This is a genomic window from Amycolatopsis sp. NPDC004169, assembly GCF_040610315.1.
Lineage (GTDB): Bacteria > Actinomycetota > Actinomycetes > Mycobacteriales > Pseudonocardiaceae > Amycolatopsis.
The window spans coordinates 79959-101281 of record NZ_JBEXMD010000029.1 but is presented as its reverse complement, the minus strand read 5'-3'; the positions used below and the strand labels follow the sequence as shown (position 1 = coordinate 101281).

Sequence of the window (21323 nt, the reverse complement as noted above, 5' to 3'; positions counted from 1 at the left end):
CGGCACGGTTGGGGTTGAAGGATGCAGGAGCAGCAGGACAAGGTTGTCGAGTACCTGAGGCGCGTGACTGTCGACCTCCGGCAGGCACAGCAGCGGGTCCGGGAGCTGGAGAACCGCGACCGCGAGCCCATCGCGATCGTCGGCATGGGCTGCCGCTACCCCGGCGGGGTGCGTTCGCCCGAAGACCTGTGGCGGCTGGTCGCCGACGGCGTGGACGCCATCTCCGACTTCCCGGCCAACCGCGGCTGGGACGTCGAGGGCATGTACGACCCGGACCCGGAACAGCCCGGCAAGACCTACACCCGGTCCGGCGGCTTCCTGCACGAGGCGGGCGAGTTCGACGCCGGCTTCTTCGGCATGTCCCCGCGCGAGGCACTGGCCACCGACTCCCAGCAACGTCAGCTGCTGGAGACGTCGTGGGAAGCGCTGGAGCGGGCCGGCATCGACCCGGTCTCCCTGCGCGGCAGCCGCACCGGCGTGTTCGCCGGCGTCATGTACAACGACTACAACCGCCTGATCGGCGGCAGCGAGTACGAGGGCTACCAAGGCACCGGCAGCGCGCCCAGCGTGCTCTCCGGCCGCGTGTCCTACACCCTGGGCCTGGAAGGGCCCTCGGTCAGCGTGGACACGGCCTGCTCGTCTTCGCTGGTCGCCCTGCACATCGCGGCCCAGGCGCTGCGCAACGACGAATGCTCGCTGGCCCTGGCCGGCGGCGTCACCGTGATGTCCACGCCGCGCACCTTCCTCGACTTTTCCCGGCAGCGGGGCCTGTCCGCGGACGGCCGCTGCAAGTCCTACGCGGAGTCCGCCGACGGCGTCGGCTGGGGCGAAGGCGTCGGCGTGCTGGTGCTGGAACGCCTGTCCGACGCCCGCCGCAACGGCCACGAGGTGCTGGCCGTGGTGCGCGGCAGTGCCATCAACCAGGACGGCGCGTCCAACGGCCTGACGGCGCCGAACGGTCCGTCGCAGCAGCGGGTGATCCGCCAGGCGCTGGCGTCCGCCGGTCTGTCCACGCACGACATCGACGTGGTGGAAGGCCACGGCACCGGCACCACGCTGGGCGACCCGATCGAAGCCCAAGCCCTGCTCGCGACCTACGGCCAAGGGCGGGAAACGCCGCTGTGGCTGGGCTCGCTGAAGTCGAACATCGGGCACACCCAGGCCGCGGCCGGGGTGGCCGGCGTGATCAAGATGGTGCTGGCCATGCGGCACGGGGTGCTCCCGCGCACCCTGCACGTCGACGCGCCGTCGTCCCACGTGGACTGGGACGCCGGCGCGGTGCACCTGCTCACCGAGACGCGGGACTGGCCCGCGGTGGACCGCCCCCGCCGGGCCGCCGTTTCGTCGTTCGGGATCAGCGGCACCAACGCGCACACGATCATCGAGCAGGCCGAAGCGGCCGAGGAGCCGGCGCCCGCACCCGCCCGCGAGCCGGTGCGGGTGCCGTGGCTGCTGGCCGGCCGCACCGCCGAGGCGTTGCGCGGCCAGGCCGCCGTCCTCGCCGACCGGCTGGCCACCCTCGACGCCGACGCGGTCGACGTCGGCTGGTCCCTCGTCTCTTCCCGCTCCGCCTTCGAGCACCGCGCCGTGGTCCTGGCCGAGGACCGCGAGAGCGGCGCCGAGGCGTTGCGGACCTGGCTGGCCGAGGGCGCGCACCCCGACGTCAGTGCCGGGGTCCTCAACCGCGGCAAGGTCGCGATGGTGTTCTCGGGGCAGGGTGCCCAGCGGGCCGGGATGGGCCGTGAGCTGGCCGAGCGGTTCGCGGTGTTCGCGGCGGCGCTGGACGAAATCCTGCCCACTCTGGACATCGCGGGGCTGCGTGAGGCGATGTGGTCCGGCGACGGCCTGGACCGGACCGAATTCACCCAGCCGGCGCTGTTCGCCGTCGAGGTGGCGCTGTTCCGGCTGGCCGAGTCGTGGGGCGTGCGGCCGGACTACGTGGCCGGGCACAGCATCGGCGAGATCTCGGCGGCCCACGTGGCCGGGGTGCTGTCGCTGCCCGACGCGTGCCGGCTGGTGGCGGCGCGCGGCCGGTTGATGCAGGCCCTGCCCGCGGGTGGCGCGATGCTGGCCGTGCAGGCCACCGAAGCCGAGGCCGCCGACTGGATCAAGGGCACCCGGGTGGCCATCGCGGCCATCAACGGGCCCGACGCCGTCGTGCTCGCCGGGCCGGAAGCCGACGTGCTGGCCCTGGCCGAAGGCCGCCGGGCCAAGCGGCTGCCGGTTTCGCACGCGTTCCACTCCGGCCTGATGGACCCGATGCTGGCCGAGTTCGCCCGGGTCCTGGAGGGGATGGAGTTCCACCGGCCGGAGATCCCCGTGGTCTCCAACCTCAGCGGCCGGTTCGAGACGCAGTTCGACGCCGGCTACTGGGTGCGGCACGTGCGCGGGACCGTCCGCTTCGCCGACACCCTGCGCTGTCTCTACGACCACGACACCCGCACCTTCCTGGAACTGGGCCCGGACGCCACGCTCACCACGCACACGGCGGTGCTCGACGGCGTCGTGGCGATTCCCGCGCTGCGCAAGGACAAGCCCGAAGCCGACTCCTTCGTCGGGGCCGCGGCCCGGCTGCACCTGCACGGGGTGGGCGTGGACTGGGCGGCGTTGTTCGCCCCGCTCGAGCCGCGCCGGGCGGACCTGCCCACCTACGCCTTCCAGCACCGCACCTACTGGCCGGCGACCCGGGCCGTGGTCGGTGACGCGTCGGGCCTGGGGCAGCAGGTCACCGGGCACCCGTTGCTGGCCGCGGCTGTCCCGATGGCCGACGCCTCCGGTGTCGTGCTGACCGGGCGGCTGTCCCGGCATTCGCACCCGTGGCTGGCCGACCACGTGGTCGGCGACCGGGTCCTGTTCCCGGGTACCGGGTTCGTGGAGCTGGCGGTGCGGGCCGGGGACGAGGTGGGCTGCGGCCGGGTCGAGGAGCTGACCCTGCTGGCCCCGCTGGTCCTGCCCGCCCAGGACGGCGTGCAGGTGCAGGTCCGGGTGGACGCGGCCGCCGACGACGGCCGCCGCACGATCACCGTGTACTCCCGCGTCGAAGGCGGCGAGTGGACGCAGCACGCCGCCGGCACCCTCGCGGCGGACGCGGCCGAGCCGGACCCCGCCCCGTTCGCGGTCTGGCCGCCGACCGGCGCGCGCCCGGCCGAGGTGACGGACTTCTACGCCGGACTGGCCGGCCGCGGCCTGCACTACGGCCCGGTTTTCCACGGCGTGCAGGCGGCCTGGCAGGGGAGTGCGGGCGAGTGGTTCGCCGAGGTCACCCTGCCGGCGGAGACCGGCACGGACGGTTTCGGCGTGCACCCGGCGTTGCTGGACTCGGCGTTGCACGCCATCGGTCTCACCGGGGCCGGCGGCGACGCGCGCGGTCCCGCGCTGCCGTTCGCCTGGCAGGACGTGAGCCTGCACGCCAGTGGCGCCACCGCCCTGCGGGTGCGGCTGGTGCGCACCGCCGACGACAGCGTGACGCTCTCGGCGGTGGACCCGGCGGGTGCGCCGGTCATCAGCGTCGGCGGGTTGACCCTGCGGGCCGCCGACCTGTCGGCGCCCGCGGCCGACGGTCTGTTCGAGGTGCGCTGGAGCCCGCTGACCGGGACCGCCCGCACCGGGGTGTCCCGGGTGGCCGTGCTCGGTGCCGAAGACGTCGCCGCGGCTCTGCGAACCACCGGGGTGGCGGTCACCGCGGCCGACGACCTGGACGCGCTGGCGGGACCGGAGGTGCCGCGGGTCGTGCTGGCCCGGGTGCCGGCGCCGGACGGCGCTGACGTCGTGGCCGGGGCGCACGCGGCGAGCCGGGCGGTGCTGGACCTGGTGCGGCGGTGGCTGGCCGAGGCGGCGTTCGCCGGTTCGCGGCTGGTCGTGCTGACCCGGGGTGCGGACGTGGTGTCGGCACCGGTGCTCGGTCTGGTGCGCAGTGCGCGTGCGGAACACCCGGAGCGATTCGGGTTGCTGGACCTCGATCCGGCGGCCGAGGTGGACGGTGCCCTGCTGGTCGCTGCCCTGGGCAGTAACTCCAGTGAGCTGCGGCTGCGTGATGGCGTCGTGCTCACCGGTGCCCTGCACGGGGTGGACGCCGGCCTGCCGCTGCCGGGCACGCCCGCGTGGCGGCTCACCATGGTGCAGCAGGGTTCCGTCGACGGCCTTGCGCTGGAGCCGTGCGACGCCGACCAGGCTGAGCTGGGCCCGCGCGAGGTCCGGGTCGCGGTGCGCGCGGCCGGGCTGAACTTCCGGGACGTGCTGACCGTCCTGGGCATGTACCCGGGGGACGCCGGCCCGCTGGGCGCCGAGGCGATGGGGGTGGTCGCCGAGGCCGGCGCCGAGGTGACCGGCGTGACCGTGGGCGATCGGGTCATGGGCCGCTTCGCCGGCGGTGTCGGCCCGTTCGCCGTCGTCGACGAGCGTTACCTCGTCCCGGTGCCCGCCGCGTGGTCGGACGCCGAGGGCGCGGGTGCCCCGGTGGTCTACGTGACCGCGCTGTACGGCCTGCTCGACGTGGCCGCCGTCCGGCCCGGCGAGCGCGTGCTGATCCACGCCGGTGCCGGCGGGGTCGGCATGGCGGCGATCCAGGTCGCCCGCTGGCTGGGCGCGGAGGTTTTCGCCACGGCCAGTGAGCCGAAGTGGCCGGTGCTGCGGGAGCTCGGGATCGCTGACGACCACGTCGCGTCGTCGCGGACGCTGGAGTTCGAGGAGCGGTTCCGCGCGGTGTCCGGTGGTCACGGCATGGACGTGGTGCTGAATTCGCTGGCCGGTGAGTTCACCGACGCGTCGCTGCGGTTGCTGGCCGCGGGTGGCCGGTTCGCCGAGATGGGCAAGACCGACATCCGCACCGGCGTGCCGGGTTACCGGGCCTTCGACATCGTGGAGGCCGGGCCGGACCGCACGCAGGAGCTGTTGCGCCAGTTGACGGCCCTGGTGGAGCAGGGCGCCGCCACCGCGCTGCCGGTCCGCACGTTCGACGTGCGGCGGGCGCCGGAGGCGATGCGGTGGATGAGCCAGGCCAAGCACGTCGGCAAGATCGTCTTCACCATCCCCCAGGCGTGGGACCCCGTCAGGCCGGTGGTGATCACGGGTGGCACGGGTGGTCTGGGCCGGCTGGTGGCCCGGCACCTGATCGAGCAGGGCTTCGCCCATCTCGTGCTGACCAGCCGTCGCGGCCCGGCCGCCGAGGGCATCGGCGAGCTGGTGGCCGAGCTGGAGTCGGCCGGCGCACGGGTCGAGGTGCGCGCCTGTGACCTGACCGACGCCGCGGCGACGGCGGCGCTGGTCGACGAGCTGGCCCCGCTGTCGGCGGTGGTGCACTCGGCCGGCGTGCTGGACGACGGTCTCGTGGAGTCGATGACCCCGGAGCGGCTGGACCGGGTGCTGGCGGCCAAGGTCGACGCCGCCTGGAACCTCCACCAGGCCGTGCCGGACGCCCCGCTGGTGGTGTTCTCCTCCATCGCCGGGGTCTTGGGCACGGCAGGGCAGTCCAATTACGCCGCCGGCAACACCTTCCTCGACGCGCTGGTGGAACAGCGCCGGGCCGAAGGCCGGCCCGGGCTGTCGATCGCCTGGGGTGGCTGGGCGCCGACCGGCGGCATGACCGCCTCGCTGTCCGAGCAGGACGTGGCCCGGATGCGGCGCACCGGGTTCCCGCCGCTGAGCCACGCCGACGGCCTGGCCCTGTTCGACGCCGCCATCGCCACGGACGCCGCACACGTCGTGGCCACCGGCTTCGACGCCGCCGCGCTGCGGGCCCGGGCCGAGGTACCGGCCATGCTGCGGGCGTTGGCCGGCCCGGCGCGGCCGGTTCGGCGTCCGGCGGCTGGTGCGGCCGCCGCGGGCGATGGTGGCTTCGCGGCGGAGCTGGCGCCTCTGACGCCGGTGCAGCAGCGGGAACGGGTACTGGCGTTGATCGGTACGCAGGCGGCGTTGGTGCTGGGCCACGCCGACGCGTCGGAAGTGGGCTCGGAGCGGGAGTTCCGGGAGCTGGGCTTCGACTCGCTGACGGCGGTCGAGCTGCGCAACCGGCTCGGCCAGGCGACGGGCCTGCGGTTGTCGTCGACGCTGGTGTTCGACCACCCGACCCCCGAGCAGCTCGCCACGCACCTGCTGGACCAGCTCGACCCGCAGGCCGAGACCACCGTGGCGGTGCCGGGCACGACCGTGCGCGACGACGACCCGATCGTCATCGTCGGCATGGCCTGCCGCTTCCCCCACGGCGTCCGCTCGCCCGAAGACCTCTGGCAGCTGGTCGCCTCCGGCGGCGACGCCATCGCCGAGTTCCCCGAAGACCGCGGCTGGGACCTGGCCGCGCTGACCGGCGACGGACCGGGCCACAGCGACACGCACCGCGGCGGCTTCCTCACCGACGTGGCCGGGTTCGACGCCGAGTTCTTCGGCATCGCCCCGCGCGAGGCGCTGGCCATGGACCCCCAGCAGCGGCAGCTGCTGGAGACGGCGTGGGAGGCCTTGGAGCGGTCCGGGATCGACCCGGCGACGCTGCGCGGTACCCCGGCCGGTGTCTTCATCGGCGCGTCCTCCAGCGGGTACTCCGCGTTGTCGGCCGGCTCGGCCGAGGCCGAAGGGCTGACCCTGACCGGCAACACCCCGAGCGTGATGTCCGGCCGCTTGGCCTACACGCTGGGCCTGGAAGGCCCCGCGGTCACGGTCGACACCGCGTGCTCGTCGTCGCTGGTCGCGCTGCACTGGGCGGTCCAGGCCCTGCGCAGCGGCGAGTGCTCGCTCGCGCTCACCGGCGGCGCCACGATCCTGTCCAGCCCCGCCCTCTTCGTGGAGTTCTCGCGGCAGGGTGGTCTGGCCCTCGACGGGCGGTGCAAGGCCTACGCCGACGGCGCCGACGGCACCGGCTGGGCCGAAGGCGTCGGCATGCTGGTCGTGGAGCGGCTGTCCGACGCGCGCCGCCACGGCCACGAGGTGCTGGCGGTCGTGCGCGGTTCCGCGGTGAACCAGGACGGTGCGTCGAACGGCTTGACCGCGCCGAACGGTCCGTCGCAGCAGCGGGTGATCCGTCAGGCCCTGGCCTCGGCTGGTCTGTCCACAGCGGACATCGACGTGGTGGAAGGGCATGGCACCGGCACCACGCTGGGTGATCCGATCGAGGCCCAGGCACTGCTGGCCACCTACGGTCAGGACCGGGAAACCCCGTTGTGGCTGGGTTCGGTGAAGTCCAACATCGGCCACACTCAAGCCGCGGCCGGGGTCGCCGGGATCATCAAGATGGTCATGGCCATGCGGCACCGTGTGTTGCCGCGGACGTTGCATGTGGACGCGCCGTCGTCGCATGTGGACTGGGACTCGGGTGCGGTGAGCCTGCTGACCGAGGCCCGGGACTGGCCGGAGGTGCAGCGTCCGCGCCGGGCGGCGATCTCGTCGTTCGGGATCAGCGGCACCAACGCCCACACCATCCTCGAGCAGCCGGACGAGCCGGCCCCGGTCGTCGAGGCCAGGCCGGAAGGCGTGCTGGTGCCGTGGGTGCTGTCGGCCAAGTCCCCGGACGCCTTGACGGCTCAGGCCGCCGCCCTGCCGGAGCGGGTCGCCGGCGAGTCGGCGGCGGACGTGGCCTGGTCGCTGGCCCGGACACGCTCCGGCTTCGACCACCGCGCGGTGGTGCTGGCTTCCGACACCGAGACGGCGTTGTCCGCCCTCCGGAACGGAGATGTCCTGTCCGGTACTCGGGTGCGGGGCAAGCTGGCGATCCTGTTCTCGGGTCAAGGTGCCCAGCGCGCCGGGATGGGCCGTGAGCTCTATGCCCGGTATCCGGTGTTCGCCGAGGCCTTGGACGAGGTGCTGGCCGAGCTGGAGATCGAGAACCTGCGTGAGGTGATGTGGTCCGGGGAGGGTTTGGACCGGACCGAGTACACCCAGCCGGCGTTGTTCGCGATCGAAGTCGCGCTGTTCCGGCTCGCCGAGTCCTGGGGCATCAAGCCTGATTACGTGGCGGGGCACAGCATCGGCGAGATCACCGCGGCGCACGTCTCGGGTGTGCTGTCCCTGGCCGACGCGTGCTCCCTGGTGGCTGCGCGTGGCCGGTTGATGCAGGCCCTGCCGGCGGGTGGGGCGATGCTGGCGGTGCGGGCGACCGAGGAAGAAGCACGGCAGTGGACTGAGGTGTCGATTGCGGCCGTCAACGGTCCGAACGCGGTCGTGCTGTCGGGCACCGAGGAGGCGATCGACCGGATCAAGGCGGACCGGGCCAGGCGGCTGCCGGTGTCCCACGCGTTCCATTCCAGCCTGATGGAGCCCATGCTGGCCGAGTTCGCCCGCGCCCTGGACGGCATGACGTTCCACGAACCCGCCATCCCGGTGGTGTCCAATGTGACCGGTGAATTCACCGATCAGGGCAGCGTCGAGTACTGGGTCCGGCACGTCCGCGACACCGTCCGCTTCGCCGACGGCCTGAACACCCTCCACGGCGAAGGCGTCCGGACCTTCCTGGAGCTCGGCCCCGACGCCACCTTGACCACCCATGTGGCCGAGCTGGCCGGTGTCACCGGGATCCCGTTGCTGCGCAAGGACAAGCCCGAAAACGACTCCCTCGTCCGGGCCCTGTCACTGCTGTACATCCAGGGCGCCGCCATCGACTGGGACGCCTTCTTCGCGCCGCTTCAGCCGCGGCGGGTCGACCTGCCCACCTACCCCTTCCAGCACCGGGTGTTCTGGCCGAAGGCGCGGGCCAACGCCGGTGACGCGACCGGGTTCGGCCTGGCCGCGACCGGGCACCCGCTGCTGGGCGCCGCGGTCGCCATGGCCGACGCCTCCGGGGTGGTGCTCACCGGTTCCCTGTCCGTGCGCACCCAGCCGTGGCTGGCCGAGCACGTCGTCAACGGGCAGGTGCTGTTCCCGGGCACCGGGTTCGTGGAGCTGGCCATCCGGGCCGGCGACGAGGCCGGCTGCGGCCGGCTCGACGAGCTCACCCTGCTCGCGCCGCTCGTGCTGCCGGCCCGCGAGCCGGTCCAGGTCCAGGTACGGGTGGCGGCCGAGCAGGCCGACGGCACCCGCGGCCTCGCCGTCCACTCCCGGTCCGGCTCGGACCACGACTGGATCCAGCACGCCACCGGCACCCTCCGGCCCGGCGTCGCCGCGACCGGGGCCACCGGCCTGGAAACCTGGCCCCCGGCGGCGACCCCGGTCGACATCGACACCTTCTACGCCGATCTCGAAGCGCTGGGCCTGGCCTACGGGCCCGGGTTCCGCGGCGTCGAGGCGGTCTGGAAGGGCACCGGGAACGAGTGGTTCGCCGAGGTCGCCCTGGACGCGGAGGCCGACGGCTTCGGCGTGCACCCGGCCCTGCTGGACGCCGCCCTGCACGGCATCCGCTACCTGCGGTCCGGAGAGCCCGGCGGGGCGGTCGTGCCGTTCGCCTGGCGCGACGTCACACTGCACGCGACCGGCGCCACCCGGCTGCGGGTCCGGCTGACCCGTTCGGGCGAGGACACGATCGCCCTCGCCGCCACCGATCACGACGGCGTGCCGGTGGTGACCGTGGGTTCGCTGACCCTGCGCTCGGCCGGCACCGCACCGGTCGCCGCGGGCCGGGACGGCCTGTACGACGTCGGCTGGACGCCGGTCGCCGTCACCTCCCGGACCGGCCTGTCCCGCGTGGCCGTCGTCGGCGCCGAGGACGTCGCCGACGTCCTGCTCGGCGCGGGGCTGCCCGTGCAGACCGCGCCCGATCTGGCCGCGCTGGCCGTCACGGACGTGCCCCGGGTCGTGCTGGCCGAGGTCCCGCCACCGGCGGGTGACGTGCCCGCCGACGTGCACACCCTGACCGCCGAGGTGCTGGACCTGGTGCAGCACTGGCTGGCCGAGGAGGCCTTCGCCGGTTCACGGCTCGTGCTGCTGACCCGGGAAGCCGGCGTGCGGACCGCGGCCGCCTGGGGCTTGGTCCGCAGCGCGCTCGCGGAAAACCCCGGCCGGTTCGCCCTGCTGGACCTGGCCGGTGCCCCGGGGGCGGACCTCCTCATCGAAGCCTTGACCTGCGACGAGTCCGAGCTGCGCGTGACCGGCGACGCCGTGCTGGCGCCCCGGCTGCACCGGGCCACCGCGGCGGGCTCCCGGACCTGTTCCGGGACCGTGCTGATCACCGGCGGCACCGGCGGCGTGGGCCGGGTGCTGACCCGGCACCTGCTGGAGCGGGGCGCCGAGCGGGTGGTGCTGGCCAGCCGCCGGGGCACCGCGGACTGGCTGTCCGAAGCGGACGGTCCGGTCGAGGTGCGCACCTGCGACGTGAGTGACGCGGATTCGGTGTCGGCGCTGGTCGATGCCGTCGCCGTCGAACACGGTCTGGAGCTGGTGATCCACGCGGCCGGTGTGCTGGCCGACGGAGTGGTCGGTTCGCTGACGCCGGACTCGCTCGACACCGTCCTCGCGCCGAAGGTCGACGCCGCCTGGCACCTGCACCGTGCTCTCGAACGGCACCCGGACACGCGGCTGGTGCTGTTCTCCTCGGTGGCCGGCGTGCTCGGCACCGCAGGCCAGGGCAATTACGCCGCGGCGAACTCGTTCCTCGACGCGCTGGCCGAAGTGCGGACGGCCGAGGGCCGTCCGACGTTGTCGGTGGCGTGGGGTCCGTGGGCGCTGGCCGACGGCCTGGTGGGTGAGCTGTCGGAGGCGGACCGCGAGCGGATGGCTCGCGCCGGGGTGCCGCCGCTGCCCGCCGACCGCGCGCTGGCTCTGCTCGACGCGGCCCTGACCGTCGACGGCCGGATCGTGGCGACCGGACTGGACGTGGCCGCGCTGCGCGAGCGGGCGGTGCTGCCCGGCGTCCTGCGGGACGTCGCCGGCGGCGTCCGTCGCCGGGTCTCCCGGGCCGGCGTGCCCGGCGCGGCCGACCTGACCCGGCGCCTGGCCGCGCTGACCCCGGCCGAGCAGGCCGAGGCCGTGGCCGAGGTGATCGGCGGCCGGGTCGCGGCCGTCCTCGGTCACGCGACCGGGACGGTGTTCGACGCGGAGAAGACGTTCCAGGAGCTGGGTTTCGACTCCCTGACGGCGGTCGAACTGCGCAACGGCTTGGACGCGGCCACGGACCTGCAGCTCCCGACGACGTTGGTCTTCGACTACCCGACCATCGGCGCACTGACCGAATACCTGCTTGAGCGGCTGGGTGCCGGTGCCGGCCAGTCCGTCCCGGTCACCGCCGTGACGCGGCCGGTGAGCGACGACCCGATCGTCATCGTCGGCATGGGGTGCCGCTACCCCGGAGGCGTGCGCTCGCCGGAAGACTTGTGGCGGCTGGTGGCCGACGGCGTGGACGCGATCACCGAATTCCCCACCGGCCGTGGCTGGGACCTGGAAGGGCTGTACCACCCGGATCCCGAGCACACCGGCACGTCCTACACCAAGCGCGGTGGTTTCCTGCACGAAGCCGGGGAATTCGACGCCGAGTTCTTCGGGATGTCTCCCCGCGAAGCGATGGCGACGGACTCACAGCAACGCCAGTTGCTGGAAACGTCGTGGGAAGCGCTCGAGCGGGCCGGTATCGACCCGGTCTCCCTGCGCGGCAGCGACACCGGCGTGTTCGCCGGCGTGATGTACAGCGACTACGCCAAACTGCTGCACGGCAGCGAATTCGAGGCCTACCAAGGGATGGGCAGCGCCCCGAGCGTGCTGTCCGGCCGAGTCTCCTACACGCTGGGCCTGGAGGGACCCGCGGTCAGCGTCGACACCGCCTGCTCGTCGTCCCTGGTCGCCCTGCACTGGGCCGTCCAGGCCCTGCGGGCCGGTGAATGCTCGCTGGCCTTGGCCGGTGGGGTGACCGTGATGGCGACGCCGAACACGTTCATCCAGTTCTCCCGGCAGCGAGGGCTGTCCGAGGACGGCCGGTGCAAGTCCTACGGTGACGGCGCCGACGGCGTCGGCTGGTCCGAAGGCGCCGGGATGCTGGTGCTCGAACGCCTGTCCGACGCGCGCCGCAACGGCCACGAAGTCCTGGCCGTGGTGCGGGGCAGTGCCATCAACCAGGACGGCGCGTCCAACGGCCTGACGGCGCCGAACGGTCCGTCGCAGCAGCGGGTGATCCGCCAGGCGCTGGCCTCGGCCGGTCTGTCCACTCAGGACATCGACGTGGTCGAGGGCCACGGCACGGGCACCACACTGGGTGACCCGATCGAGGCCCAAGCACTCCTGGCCACTTACGGCCAGGACCGGGAAACCCCGTTGTGGCTGGGTTCGGTGAAGTCGAACATCGGCCACACCCAGGCCGCGGCCGGGGTCGCGGGCATCATCAAGATGGTCATGGCCATGCGCCACGGCGTGCTCCCGCGGTCGCTGCACTCGGGCGACCCGTCCTCGCACGTCGACTGGGCGTCCGGAGCGGTCTCGCTCCTCAGCGAAAGCCGGAACTGGCCCGAGGTGGACCGCCCCCGCCGGGCCGGGATCTCGTCGTTCGGCATCAGCGGGACCAACGCGCACACGATCATCGAGGCACCCGAGCCCGCGCCGGCCACGCCGGCGGTGGTCCGGGACGACGTGCCGGTGCCGTGGGTGCTGTCCGGCCGCACCCCGGAAGCCGTGCGTGACCAGGCTCGCGCCCTGGCCGAGGGCCTCGGCGACCAGGACACCGTCGACGTCGGCTGGGCCCTGGCCACCACCCGCGCCGCCTTCGACCACCGGGCCGTGGTGCTGGCCGACGCCCACGCCGTGGCGAACCTGCGGTCCTGGGCCGCCGACGGCGTGCACGCGGAGGTCGTCAGCGGTGCGCGGGTGCGGGGCAAGCTGGCCGTCCTGTTCTCCGGCCAAGGCGCCCAGCGCGCCGGGATGGGCCGTGAGCTCGACGGCCGGTATCCGGTATTCGCGCAGGCTCTCGACGAGGTGCTGGCCGAGCTGGAGATCGAGAACCTGCGTGAAATCATGTGGTCCGGGGAGGGTTTGGACCGGACCGAGTACACCCAGCCGGCACTGTTCGCCGTCGAGACGGCCCTATTCAGGCTGGTCGAGTCCTGGGGCATCAAGCCCGATTACGTGGCGGGGCACTCCATCGGTGAGATCACGGCCGCCTACGTGGCCGGGGTGTTCTCCCTGGCGGACGCGTGTGCGCTGGTGGCTGCGCGTGGCCGGTTGATGCAGGCCCTGCCGGCGGGTGGGGCGATGCTGGCGGTGCGGGCGACCGAGGAGGAGGCGCGGCAGTGGACTGAGGTGTCGATCGCGGCCGTCAACGGCCCGAACGCAGTCGTACTGTCCGGCACCGAGGAAGCGATCGACCGGATCAAGGCGGACCGGGCCAAGCGGCTGCCGGTCAGCCACGCGTTCCACTCCACCCTGATGGAACCCATGCTGACCGAGTTCGCCAGGGCACTGGACGGGATCACCTTCCACGAACCCACCATCCCGGTGGTCTCCAATGTGACCGGTGAATTCAGCGATCAAGGCAGCATCGACTACTGGGTCCGGCACGTCCGCGACACCGTGCGCTTCGCCGACGGCCTGAACACCCTCCACGGCGAAGGCGTCCGCACCTTCCTGGAACTCGGCCCCGACGCCACCCTCACCACGCACACAGCCGACCTGGCCGAGGCCACCGGCATTCCGGCGCTGCGCAAGGACAAACCCGAGACCGAAACCCTGCTCCGCGCGCTGGCCGGACTGCACGTCCAAGGCGTCGGCGTCGACTGGGACGCCTTCTTCACCCCGCTCGAGCCGCGCCGGGCCACGTTGCCCACCTACCCGTTCCAGCACCAGACCTACTGGCCGATCCCGAAGGCGGCAGCCACCCAGGCCGACCCGGTGGACGACGAGTTCTGGGCCGCGGTCGAACGCGAGGACAGCCGGACCCTGGCCGGCGAACTGGGCCTCGACGACGCCTCCCTGGACACCGTCCTGCCGGCCCTCGCCTCGTGGCGGACCCGCTCGCGCGAACAGAGCGTGGTCGACCCCTGGCGCTACCGCACCACCTGGACCCCGCTGCCCGAACCGGAGGAGGTGCGACCGGGCACCTGGCTGCTCGTCGAGCCCGGCGACCCGGCCCACCGCGGGTGGGTCGACAGCGTCGAGACCGCCCTGACCGGCCAGGGCCTGACCGTCCTGAGGTCCACAGTGGACCAGCTGGCGGCGGACGAACCGATCGCCGGGGTGCTGTCCCTGCTCGGGGTCGCCGAACAGACCGGTTCCGGCTCGGTGCCCGCCGGGCTGGCCGGCACGGCCGAGCTGCTCCAGGCACTGGCCGGCCGGGGGAGCACCGCTCCCGTGTGGTGCGCCACCTCCGGCGCGGTCGGCGTCGAAGACGGCGAGCCGGTGCCCCACCCGCTCCAGGCGACGCTCTGGGGCCTCGGGCGCGCCGCCGCGCTCGAGTACCCGCGGCAGTGGGGCGGCCTCGTCGATCTGCCGGCCGAGCTGGACGAGCGGACCGCCCGCCGGCTGGCCGCGACCCTGTCCGGGGCCGGCGGCGAAGACCAGGTCGCCGTCCGCGAGTCCGGCAGCTACGCCCGCCGGGTGGTCCGGGCCCGCCGCACCCCGGGCAGCGCCCGGCGCCGGTGGCGGCCGCGCGGCACCGTGCTGATCACCGGCGGCACCGGCGGCCTCGGAGCCACCATCGCCCGCTGGGCCGCGAAGAACGGTGCCGAACACCTCGTCCTGGCCAGCCGCCGGGGCCCGGCCGCCCCGGGCGCGGACGAGCTGCGGGCGGAACTGGCCGCGCACGGCGCCCGGGTCACCCTGGCCGCCTGCGACGTGGCCGAGAAGGAGCAGCTGGCCGCGCTGCTGGCCGACATCGGCGAGCAGTACCCGCTGCGGGCGGTGTTCCACGCCACCGGCGTGGCCGACCACCAGCCCATCGCCGAACTCGGGCCGGACGGCCTCGACACCACCCTGCGGGCCAAGGTCACCGCGGCCCGGCACCTGGCCGACCTGACCCGCGACGCCGAGCTGGACGCCTTCGTGCTGTTCTCCTCGATCGCCGCGGTCTGGGGCAGCCACAGCCAGCCCGGCTACTGCGCCGCCAACACCTACCTGGACGCGCTCGCCCAGTCCCGCCGCGCCGACGGCCTCCCGGCCACGTCGGTGGCCTGGGGCGCCTGGGCCGAGGCGGGGATGCTCGCCGGTTCGGCCGACCTCGACGTCCTCCGGAGCATGGGGATCACCCCGATGCGTCCCGCGTACGCCGTGGCCGCGCTGCAGCAGGCCCTGGACGACGACGAGACCCTGCTGACTGTGGCCGACGTGGACTGGGCCACCTTCGCGCCCCGGTTCACCGTGCAGCGGCCCAGCCCGCTGCTGGGCGACCTGCCCGAGGTCCGGACCGCGCTGACCACGGCGTCCGCCGCGGAACCCGCCGCGGACCGGGTGGCCGAACTGCGTGACCGCCTGGCCGCCGCGCCCGCCGCCGAACGCGAGCGCGAACTGGTCAAGCTGGTCCGCGCCGCGGCGGCCCGCGTCCTCGGCCACGCCGGCCCGGCGGCCATCCCGCCCGACCGGCCGTTCTCCGAACTGGGCGTCGACTCGCTCACCGCGGTCGAGCTGCGCAAGGCACTGGTCGGCGCCACCGGCCTGGCCCTGCCGGCCTCGCTGGTCTTCGACCAGCCCAGCCCGGCGGTGCTGGCCCGGTTCCTGCTGGCCGAACTGTTCCCGGCGGGTGGCCCGGCCGGGGAGGGCGGCGCCGAGGCGGCGCGCTACCAGGAGCTGCTGGCGGCGATCCCGCCGGCCCGGCTCCGCCGGTCCGGTCTGCTGGACATGCTGACCCGGCTGGCCGAGGACGGCGAGGGGAGCGACGAAGACGGCGACGCCCGCCCGGACGGCGGCAGCTCGCTGGACGAGATGGACGGCGAAGACCTGCTGCGGATGGTGCGCGAAAGCGCCCAGATCAACTGACGGCGATCGGGAGCGAGACGATGACCAACTCGGAGAGCCAGTACATCGAGGCGCTGCGATCCTCGTTGAAGGAGAACGAGAGACTGCGCCGGCAGAACGAAGAGCTGCTCGCGGCCTCGGCCGACGAGCCGATCGCGGTGGTCGGCATCGGCTGCCGCTACCCCGGCGGGGTCGGGACCCCCGAGGAGTTCTGGGCCGTGCTGGCCGAGGGCCGGGACGTGATCGCCGGGTTCCCCGCCGACCGCGGCTGGGACCTGGCCGCGCTCGGCGCGGGCGCCAGCGCCACCGACGGCGGCGGGTTCCTCGACGGGCTCGGCGAGTTCGACGCCGGCTTCTTCCGGATCTCGCCGCGCGAGGCGGTCACCATGGACCCGCAGCAGCGAATCCTGCTGGAGACCACCTGGGAGGCGATCGAACGCGCCGGACTGGACCCGGCCACGCTCAAGGGCAGCCGGACCGGCGTGTTCGTCGGCACCACCGGCCAGGACTACGCCAACCTCGTCATCGCCGGCCGCGCCGACCAACGCGTGCTGGCCAGCACCGGCACCGCCGCCAGCGTGCTCTCCGGCCGGCTGTCCTACGCGCTCGGCCTGGCCGGCCCCGCGCTGACCGTGGACACCGCCTGCTCGTCCTCGCTGGTCGCGCTGCACCTGGCCGCCACCGCCCTGCGCAACGACGAGTGCTCGCTGGCCCTGGCCGGCGGCGTGACCGCGCTCTGCACGCCCAACCCGTTCATCGAGTTCACCCAGCAGGGCGGCCTGTCGGCGGACGGCCGCTGCAAGGCCTACGCCGAGACCGCGGACGGCACCGGCTGGTCGGAAGGCGCCGGCGTGCTGGTGCTGGAACGGCTGTCCGACGCCCGCCGCCACGGCCACCCGGTGCTGGCCCTGCTGCGCGGCAGCGCGATCAACTCCGACGGCGCGTCCAACGGGCTCACCGCCCCCAACGGACCGGCCCAGCAACGGGTCATCCGGGCCGCGCTGGCCGCCTCCGGACTGTCCACATCGGACGTCGACGTCGTCGAGGGGCACGGCACCGGAACCACGCTGGGCGACCCGATCGAGGCCCAGGCGGTGCTCGCCACCTACGGCCAGGACCGGGAAACGCCGCTGTGGCTGGGCTCGGTGAAGTCGAACTTCGGCCACACCCAGGCCGCCGCCGGGGTGGCCGGCGTGATCAAGGTCGTGCTCGCGATGCGGGAGAACCTGCTGCCGCGCAGCCTGCACGCCGAGCAGCCGTCGTCCCACGTGGACTGGACGGCGGGTTCGGTCGCGCTGCTCGCCGAAGCCACGCCGTGGCCGCGCACCGGCAGGCCGCGCCGGGCCGGGGTGTCTTCGTTCGGCATGAGCGGCACCAACGCCCACCTGATCGTCGAAGAGGCCCCGCCCGCGCCGGCCGAGCCGGAGCCGGCCGCGGCCGGGGCGCCGGTCGCCGTGCCGTGGGTGCTGTCCGGCCGGACCGAAGCCGCCCTGCGTGATCAGGCCGCCGCGCTCGAGCACGCGCCGGCCACCCGCGAGGCGGATCCGGCCGACGTGGCGTTTTCCCTGGTCACCACCCGCACCACGCTGGACTGCCGGGCGGTCGTCGTCGGCACGGAGACCGACGAGCTGCTGGCCGGCGTGCGTTCGGTGCGCGAGGGCACCCCGGGCGCGGGCGTGGTGCTCGGCCGGCCCGGCAGCGGCGGCGGGCGTGGCGTGGTGTTCGTCTTCCCCGGCCAGGGCTCGCAGTGGGCGGGCATGGGCGCGGAACTGCTGACGCAGTCGCCGGTCTTCGCCCGCCGGATCGCCGAATGCGAGGCGGCCCTGCGTCCGTTCACCGGCTTCTCCGTCACCGACGTGCTGCGGGGCGGTCCGGCCGCCTTGGACCGGGTCGAGGTGGTCCAGCCGGTGCTGTGGGCCGTGCTGGTGTCGCTCGCCGAGGTCTGGCGCGCGCACGGCGTGCAGCCGGCCGCCGTGGTCGGCCACTCGCAGGGCGAGATCGCCGCCGCCTGCGTCGCGGGCGCGCTGTCCCTCGAGGACGGTGCCCGGATCGTCGCGCTGCGCAGCAACGCGATCGCCGAGCACCTGGCCGGCTACGGCGGCATGGTCTCGGTCACCGCGTCCGCGGCCGACGTCGAGGCCCGGCTGGACCGCTGGGCCGGCCGGGTGTCCGTGGCCGCCGTCAACGGCCCCGGCAGCGTCGTGGTCTCCGGCGACGTGGACGCGCTGGAGGAATTCGCGGCCGCCTGCGCCGAAGACGGCCTGCGGGCCAAGACCGTGCCGGTGGACTACGCCTCGCACTCCGTCCAGGTCGAGAAGATCCACCAGGAGCTGCTGTCCGCGCTGGCCGCGGTTTCCCCCGGCACCCCGGAGATCCCGTTCCTGTCCACGCTGACCGGCCGGTGGGTGGAGCCCGGCACGCTGGACGCCGGCTACTGGTACGACAACCTGCGCCACCCGGTCCGGCTGGAACCGGCCGTGCGGGAGCTGCTGGCGCACGGCAACGACGTGTTCATCGAGGTCAGCCCGCACCCCGTGCTGGCCATGAGCATCCAGGACACCATCGAGGCCGCCGGCGCCGACGCCGGTGTGCTCGGCACCCTGCGCCGCGACGACGGCGGCCGCACCCGCCTGCTCACCTCTCTGGCCGAGGCCCACGTCCGCGGCGTCCCGGTGGACTGGACCGCCTGGTGCGCCACCGGCCGCCGCATCGAGCTGCCCACCTACGCCTTCCAGCGGGAGCGCTACTGGACCGAGCCCGGCGACCGCGTCGCCGACGCGGCCGGTCTCGGGCTGACCCCGGCCGGGCACCCGCTGCTGGGGGCCGGCCTCGAACTGGCCGGTTCCGGCGCCACGGTGCTCACCGGGCGGCTGTCTGCGGCCACCCGGCCCTGGCTGGCCGAGCACCGCGTGCTCGGCGCGATCACCGTGCCCGACGCGGTGTTCCTGGAGTGGGCCGCGCAGGCCGGCGACCGGGCCGGCTGCGGCACCGTCACCGACCTCGCCGTCACCCGGCCGCTGGTCCTGGCCGAGGACGACGTGGTCCGGATCCAGGTCACCCTGGGCGTGCCCGGCGAGGACGGGACGCGCCCGGTCACCGTGCACAGCCGCGCCGTCGACGGCGAAGACTGGCGGGAGCACGCCGCCGGCACGCTGGCCGCGCACCGGCCGCTGCCCGAGGCGCCGGCCGAGTGGCCGCCCGCCCACGCCACCGAACTCGACGTCGAAGAGCTCTACCAGGCGCTGGACCGGTCCGGCCTGCACCACGGCCCCGGCTTCGCCGCGCTCACCGCGGCCTGGCGCACCCGCACCGGGCTGTGCGCCGAACTCACCCTGCCCGCCGAGGCCGGAGAGGTCGCGGGCTACGCCCTGCACCCGGTCCTGACCCAGGCCGCCGCCGCGCTGGGCCTGGCCGGGCTCGCCCCGGCCGACGGTCCCGTCCTGCCGGCCCGCTGGCAGGGGGTGTCGGTGTACGCCGAGGGGGCGACCGCGCTGCGGCTGCACGTCACGCCGGCCGGCCCGGACGCCGTCTCGCTGCTCGCCCTGGACGCCACCGGCGCCCCGGTGGCCGGCGTGGATTCCGTGTCGTGGCAGGCCTTCCCGGCCGAGTCGTTCGCCACCGCCGGGCCCGGGCACCGGGACGCGCTGTTCACCGTGGACTGGGTCGAACCGGCGGTGCCCGGCGGTGCGCCGGACGCCGAAGGCTGGGTCGTGCTCGGGGACGAACCGCTCGGCGGCATCCCGGCCCGTCCCGGCGGCGTGGCCGGCCTGGACGCCGGACAGCCGCCCGCGGTGGTGCTGCTGCCGATCGGCTGCGAGACCACCGACGGCGGGCTGGCCGCGTCGGCGCGCCACGCCGTTTCCCGGGCGCTGCACGAAGTCCAGGCCTGGCTCGCCGCCGGGTACCCTGACGGCTCCCGGCTGGTCCTGCTCACCCGCGGGGCCATCGGCACCCGGCCCGGCGAACCGCTCGACGGCCTGGCCGGCGCCGGTGTCTGGGGCCTGCTGCGCTCGGCCCAGACCGAAAACCCCGGCCAGTTCACCCTGATCGACACCGACGGCGAACCCGATCCCGCGGTGCTGGCCGCGGCCCTGCGCCTGGGCGAACCGCAGCTGGCGGTGCGCGCGGGAGTCGTGCGGGTGCCGCGGCTGGCCCGCCCCGAACCGGCCGAGCGGCCGGGCTGGACCTGGAGCGGCACCGGCACCGTGCTGATCACCGGCGGCACCGGCACGCTGGGCGGCGTGCTGGCCCGGCACCTGGTCACCGAGCACGGGGTGCGGCACCTGCTGCTGACCAGCCGCCGCGGCCCGGACGCCCCCGGCGCCGAGGAGATCCGCGCGGAGCTGGCCGGGCTGGGGGCCGACGTCACCGTGGCCGCCTGCGACGCCGCCGACCGGGACCAGCTGGCCACCCTGCTGGCCACCGTCCCGGCGGAGCACCCGCTGCGCGGGGTGGTGCACCTGGCCGGCGTGCTCGACGACGGCGTGCTCACCGGCCTCACCGAGGACCGGCTCGCCGCCGTGCTGCGCCCCAAGGTGGCCGCCGCGGTCAACCTGCACGAACTCACGCGGGACACGGAGCTGGACGCCTTCCTGCTGTTCTCCGGCTTCGCCGGCATCCTCGGCAACGGCGGGCAGGCCGCCTACGCCGCGGCGAACACCTTCCTGGACGCACTGGCCCAGCACCGGCGGGCGCTCGGCCTGCCCGGCACGGCGCTGGCGTGGAGCCTGTGGGAGCAGCGCAGCGGCATGACCGGAGCGCTGGCCGGGGCCGACGTCGCCCGGCTGCGCCGCGAAGGCATCGTGCCGATCGGCACCGCGACCGGGATGGAGCTGCTGGACGCCGCGGCCGGCCTGGCCGGGCCGCTGCTGGTCCCCGCCCCGCTCACCCTGCGCACGATGGCCGGGCGGGCGGTTCCGCCGCTGCTGCGCGACCTGGTCCCGGCCGGCCGCCGGGCCGCCGGCAACGCCGTGGCCGCGGGCGACGGACCGGGCCTGGCCGAACGGCTGGCCGGGCTCAGCGCGGGAGAGCAGGACAACCTGCTGGTGAACCTGGTGTGCCGGGGCGCCGCGGCGGTGCTGGGCCACGGCGCGGACGAGCACATCGACCGCAACCGCGGCTTCCTCGAACTCGGCATGACGTCGCTGACCGGGGTGGAGCTGCGCAACCGGCTCGCCGCCGAAACCGGGCTGCGGCTGCCGACGTCGATGATCTTCGACTTCACCACACCGTCCGTGCTGGCCGCGCACCTGCGCGGGGAACTCGGGCTCGACGGGGACGGGCCGGCCATCCTCGCCGACCTGGACCACCTGGAAGCGACCCTGTTCACCTCGGAGTTCGATCGGGAGACGCGGGCTCGCCTGCTCAAGCGCCTGGCCGCCCTCCAGTGGCGGCTCGAGGACGGTTTCACCGAAACCCCGGAAGCGGACGCCGAGGACACCGGCTCGCTCGACACGGCGACCGACGCCGAGATGTTCGCGCTGATCAACTCCGAGCTCGGCCTGGACTGAGCACCGCGGCCGACCGCCGAAACCGCCCGTGGC

The 21323-nt window shown here is 74.5% G+C and carries 2 protein-coding genes; both read left to right on the top strand.

Annotated features, from left to right (window positions below):
• The first annotated feature begins 21 nt into the window (after positions 1 to 21).
• Positions 22 to 15801, top strand: a complete 15780-nt coding sequence (locus ABZX11_RS32165) for a type I polyketide synthase (protein WP_354920026.1) — start codon at positions 22 to 24, stop codon at positions 15799 to 15801.
• A gap of 20 nt (positions 15802 to 15821) precedes the next feature.
• Positions 15822 to 21290, top strand: a complete 5469-nt coding sequence (locus tag ABZX11_RS32160) for an SDR family NAD(P)-dependent oxidoreductase (RefSeq protein WP_354920023.1) — start codon at positions 15822 to 15824, stop codon at positions 21288 to 21290.
• Positions 21291 to 21323 lie beyond the last annotated feature (33 nt).

Excerpts from the sequence above, each read along its gene's own strand:
- ABZX11_RS32165 (WP_354920026.1), top strand. The coding sequence starts at position 22 with ATGCAGGAGCAGCAGGACAAGGTTGTCGAGTACCTGAGGCGCGTGACT.
- ABZX11_RS32160 (WP_354920023.1), top strand. The coding sequence starts at position 15,822 with ATGACCAACTCGGAGAGCCAGTACATCGAGGCGCTGCGATCCTCGTTG.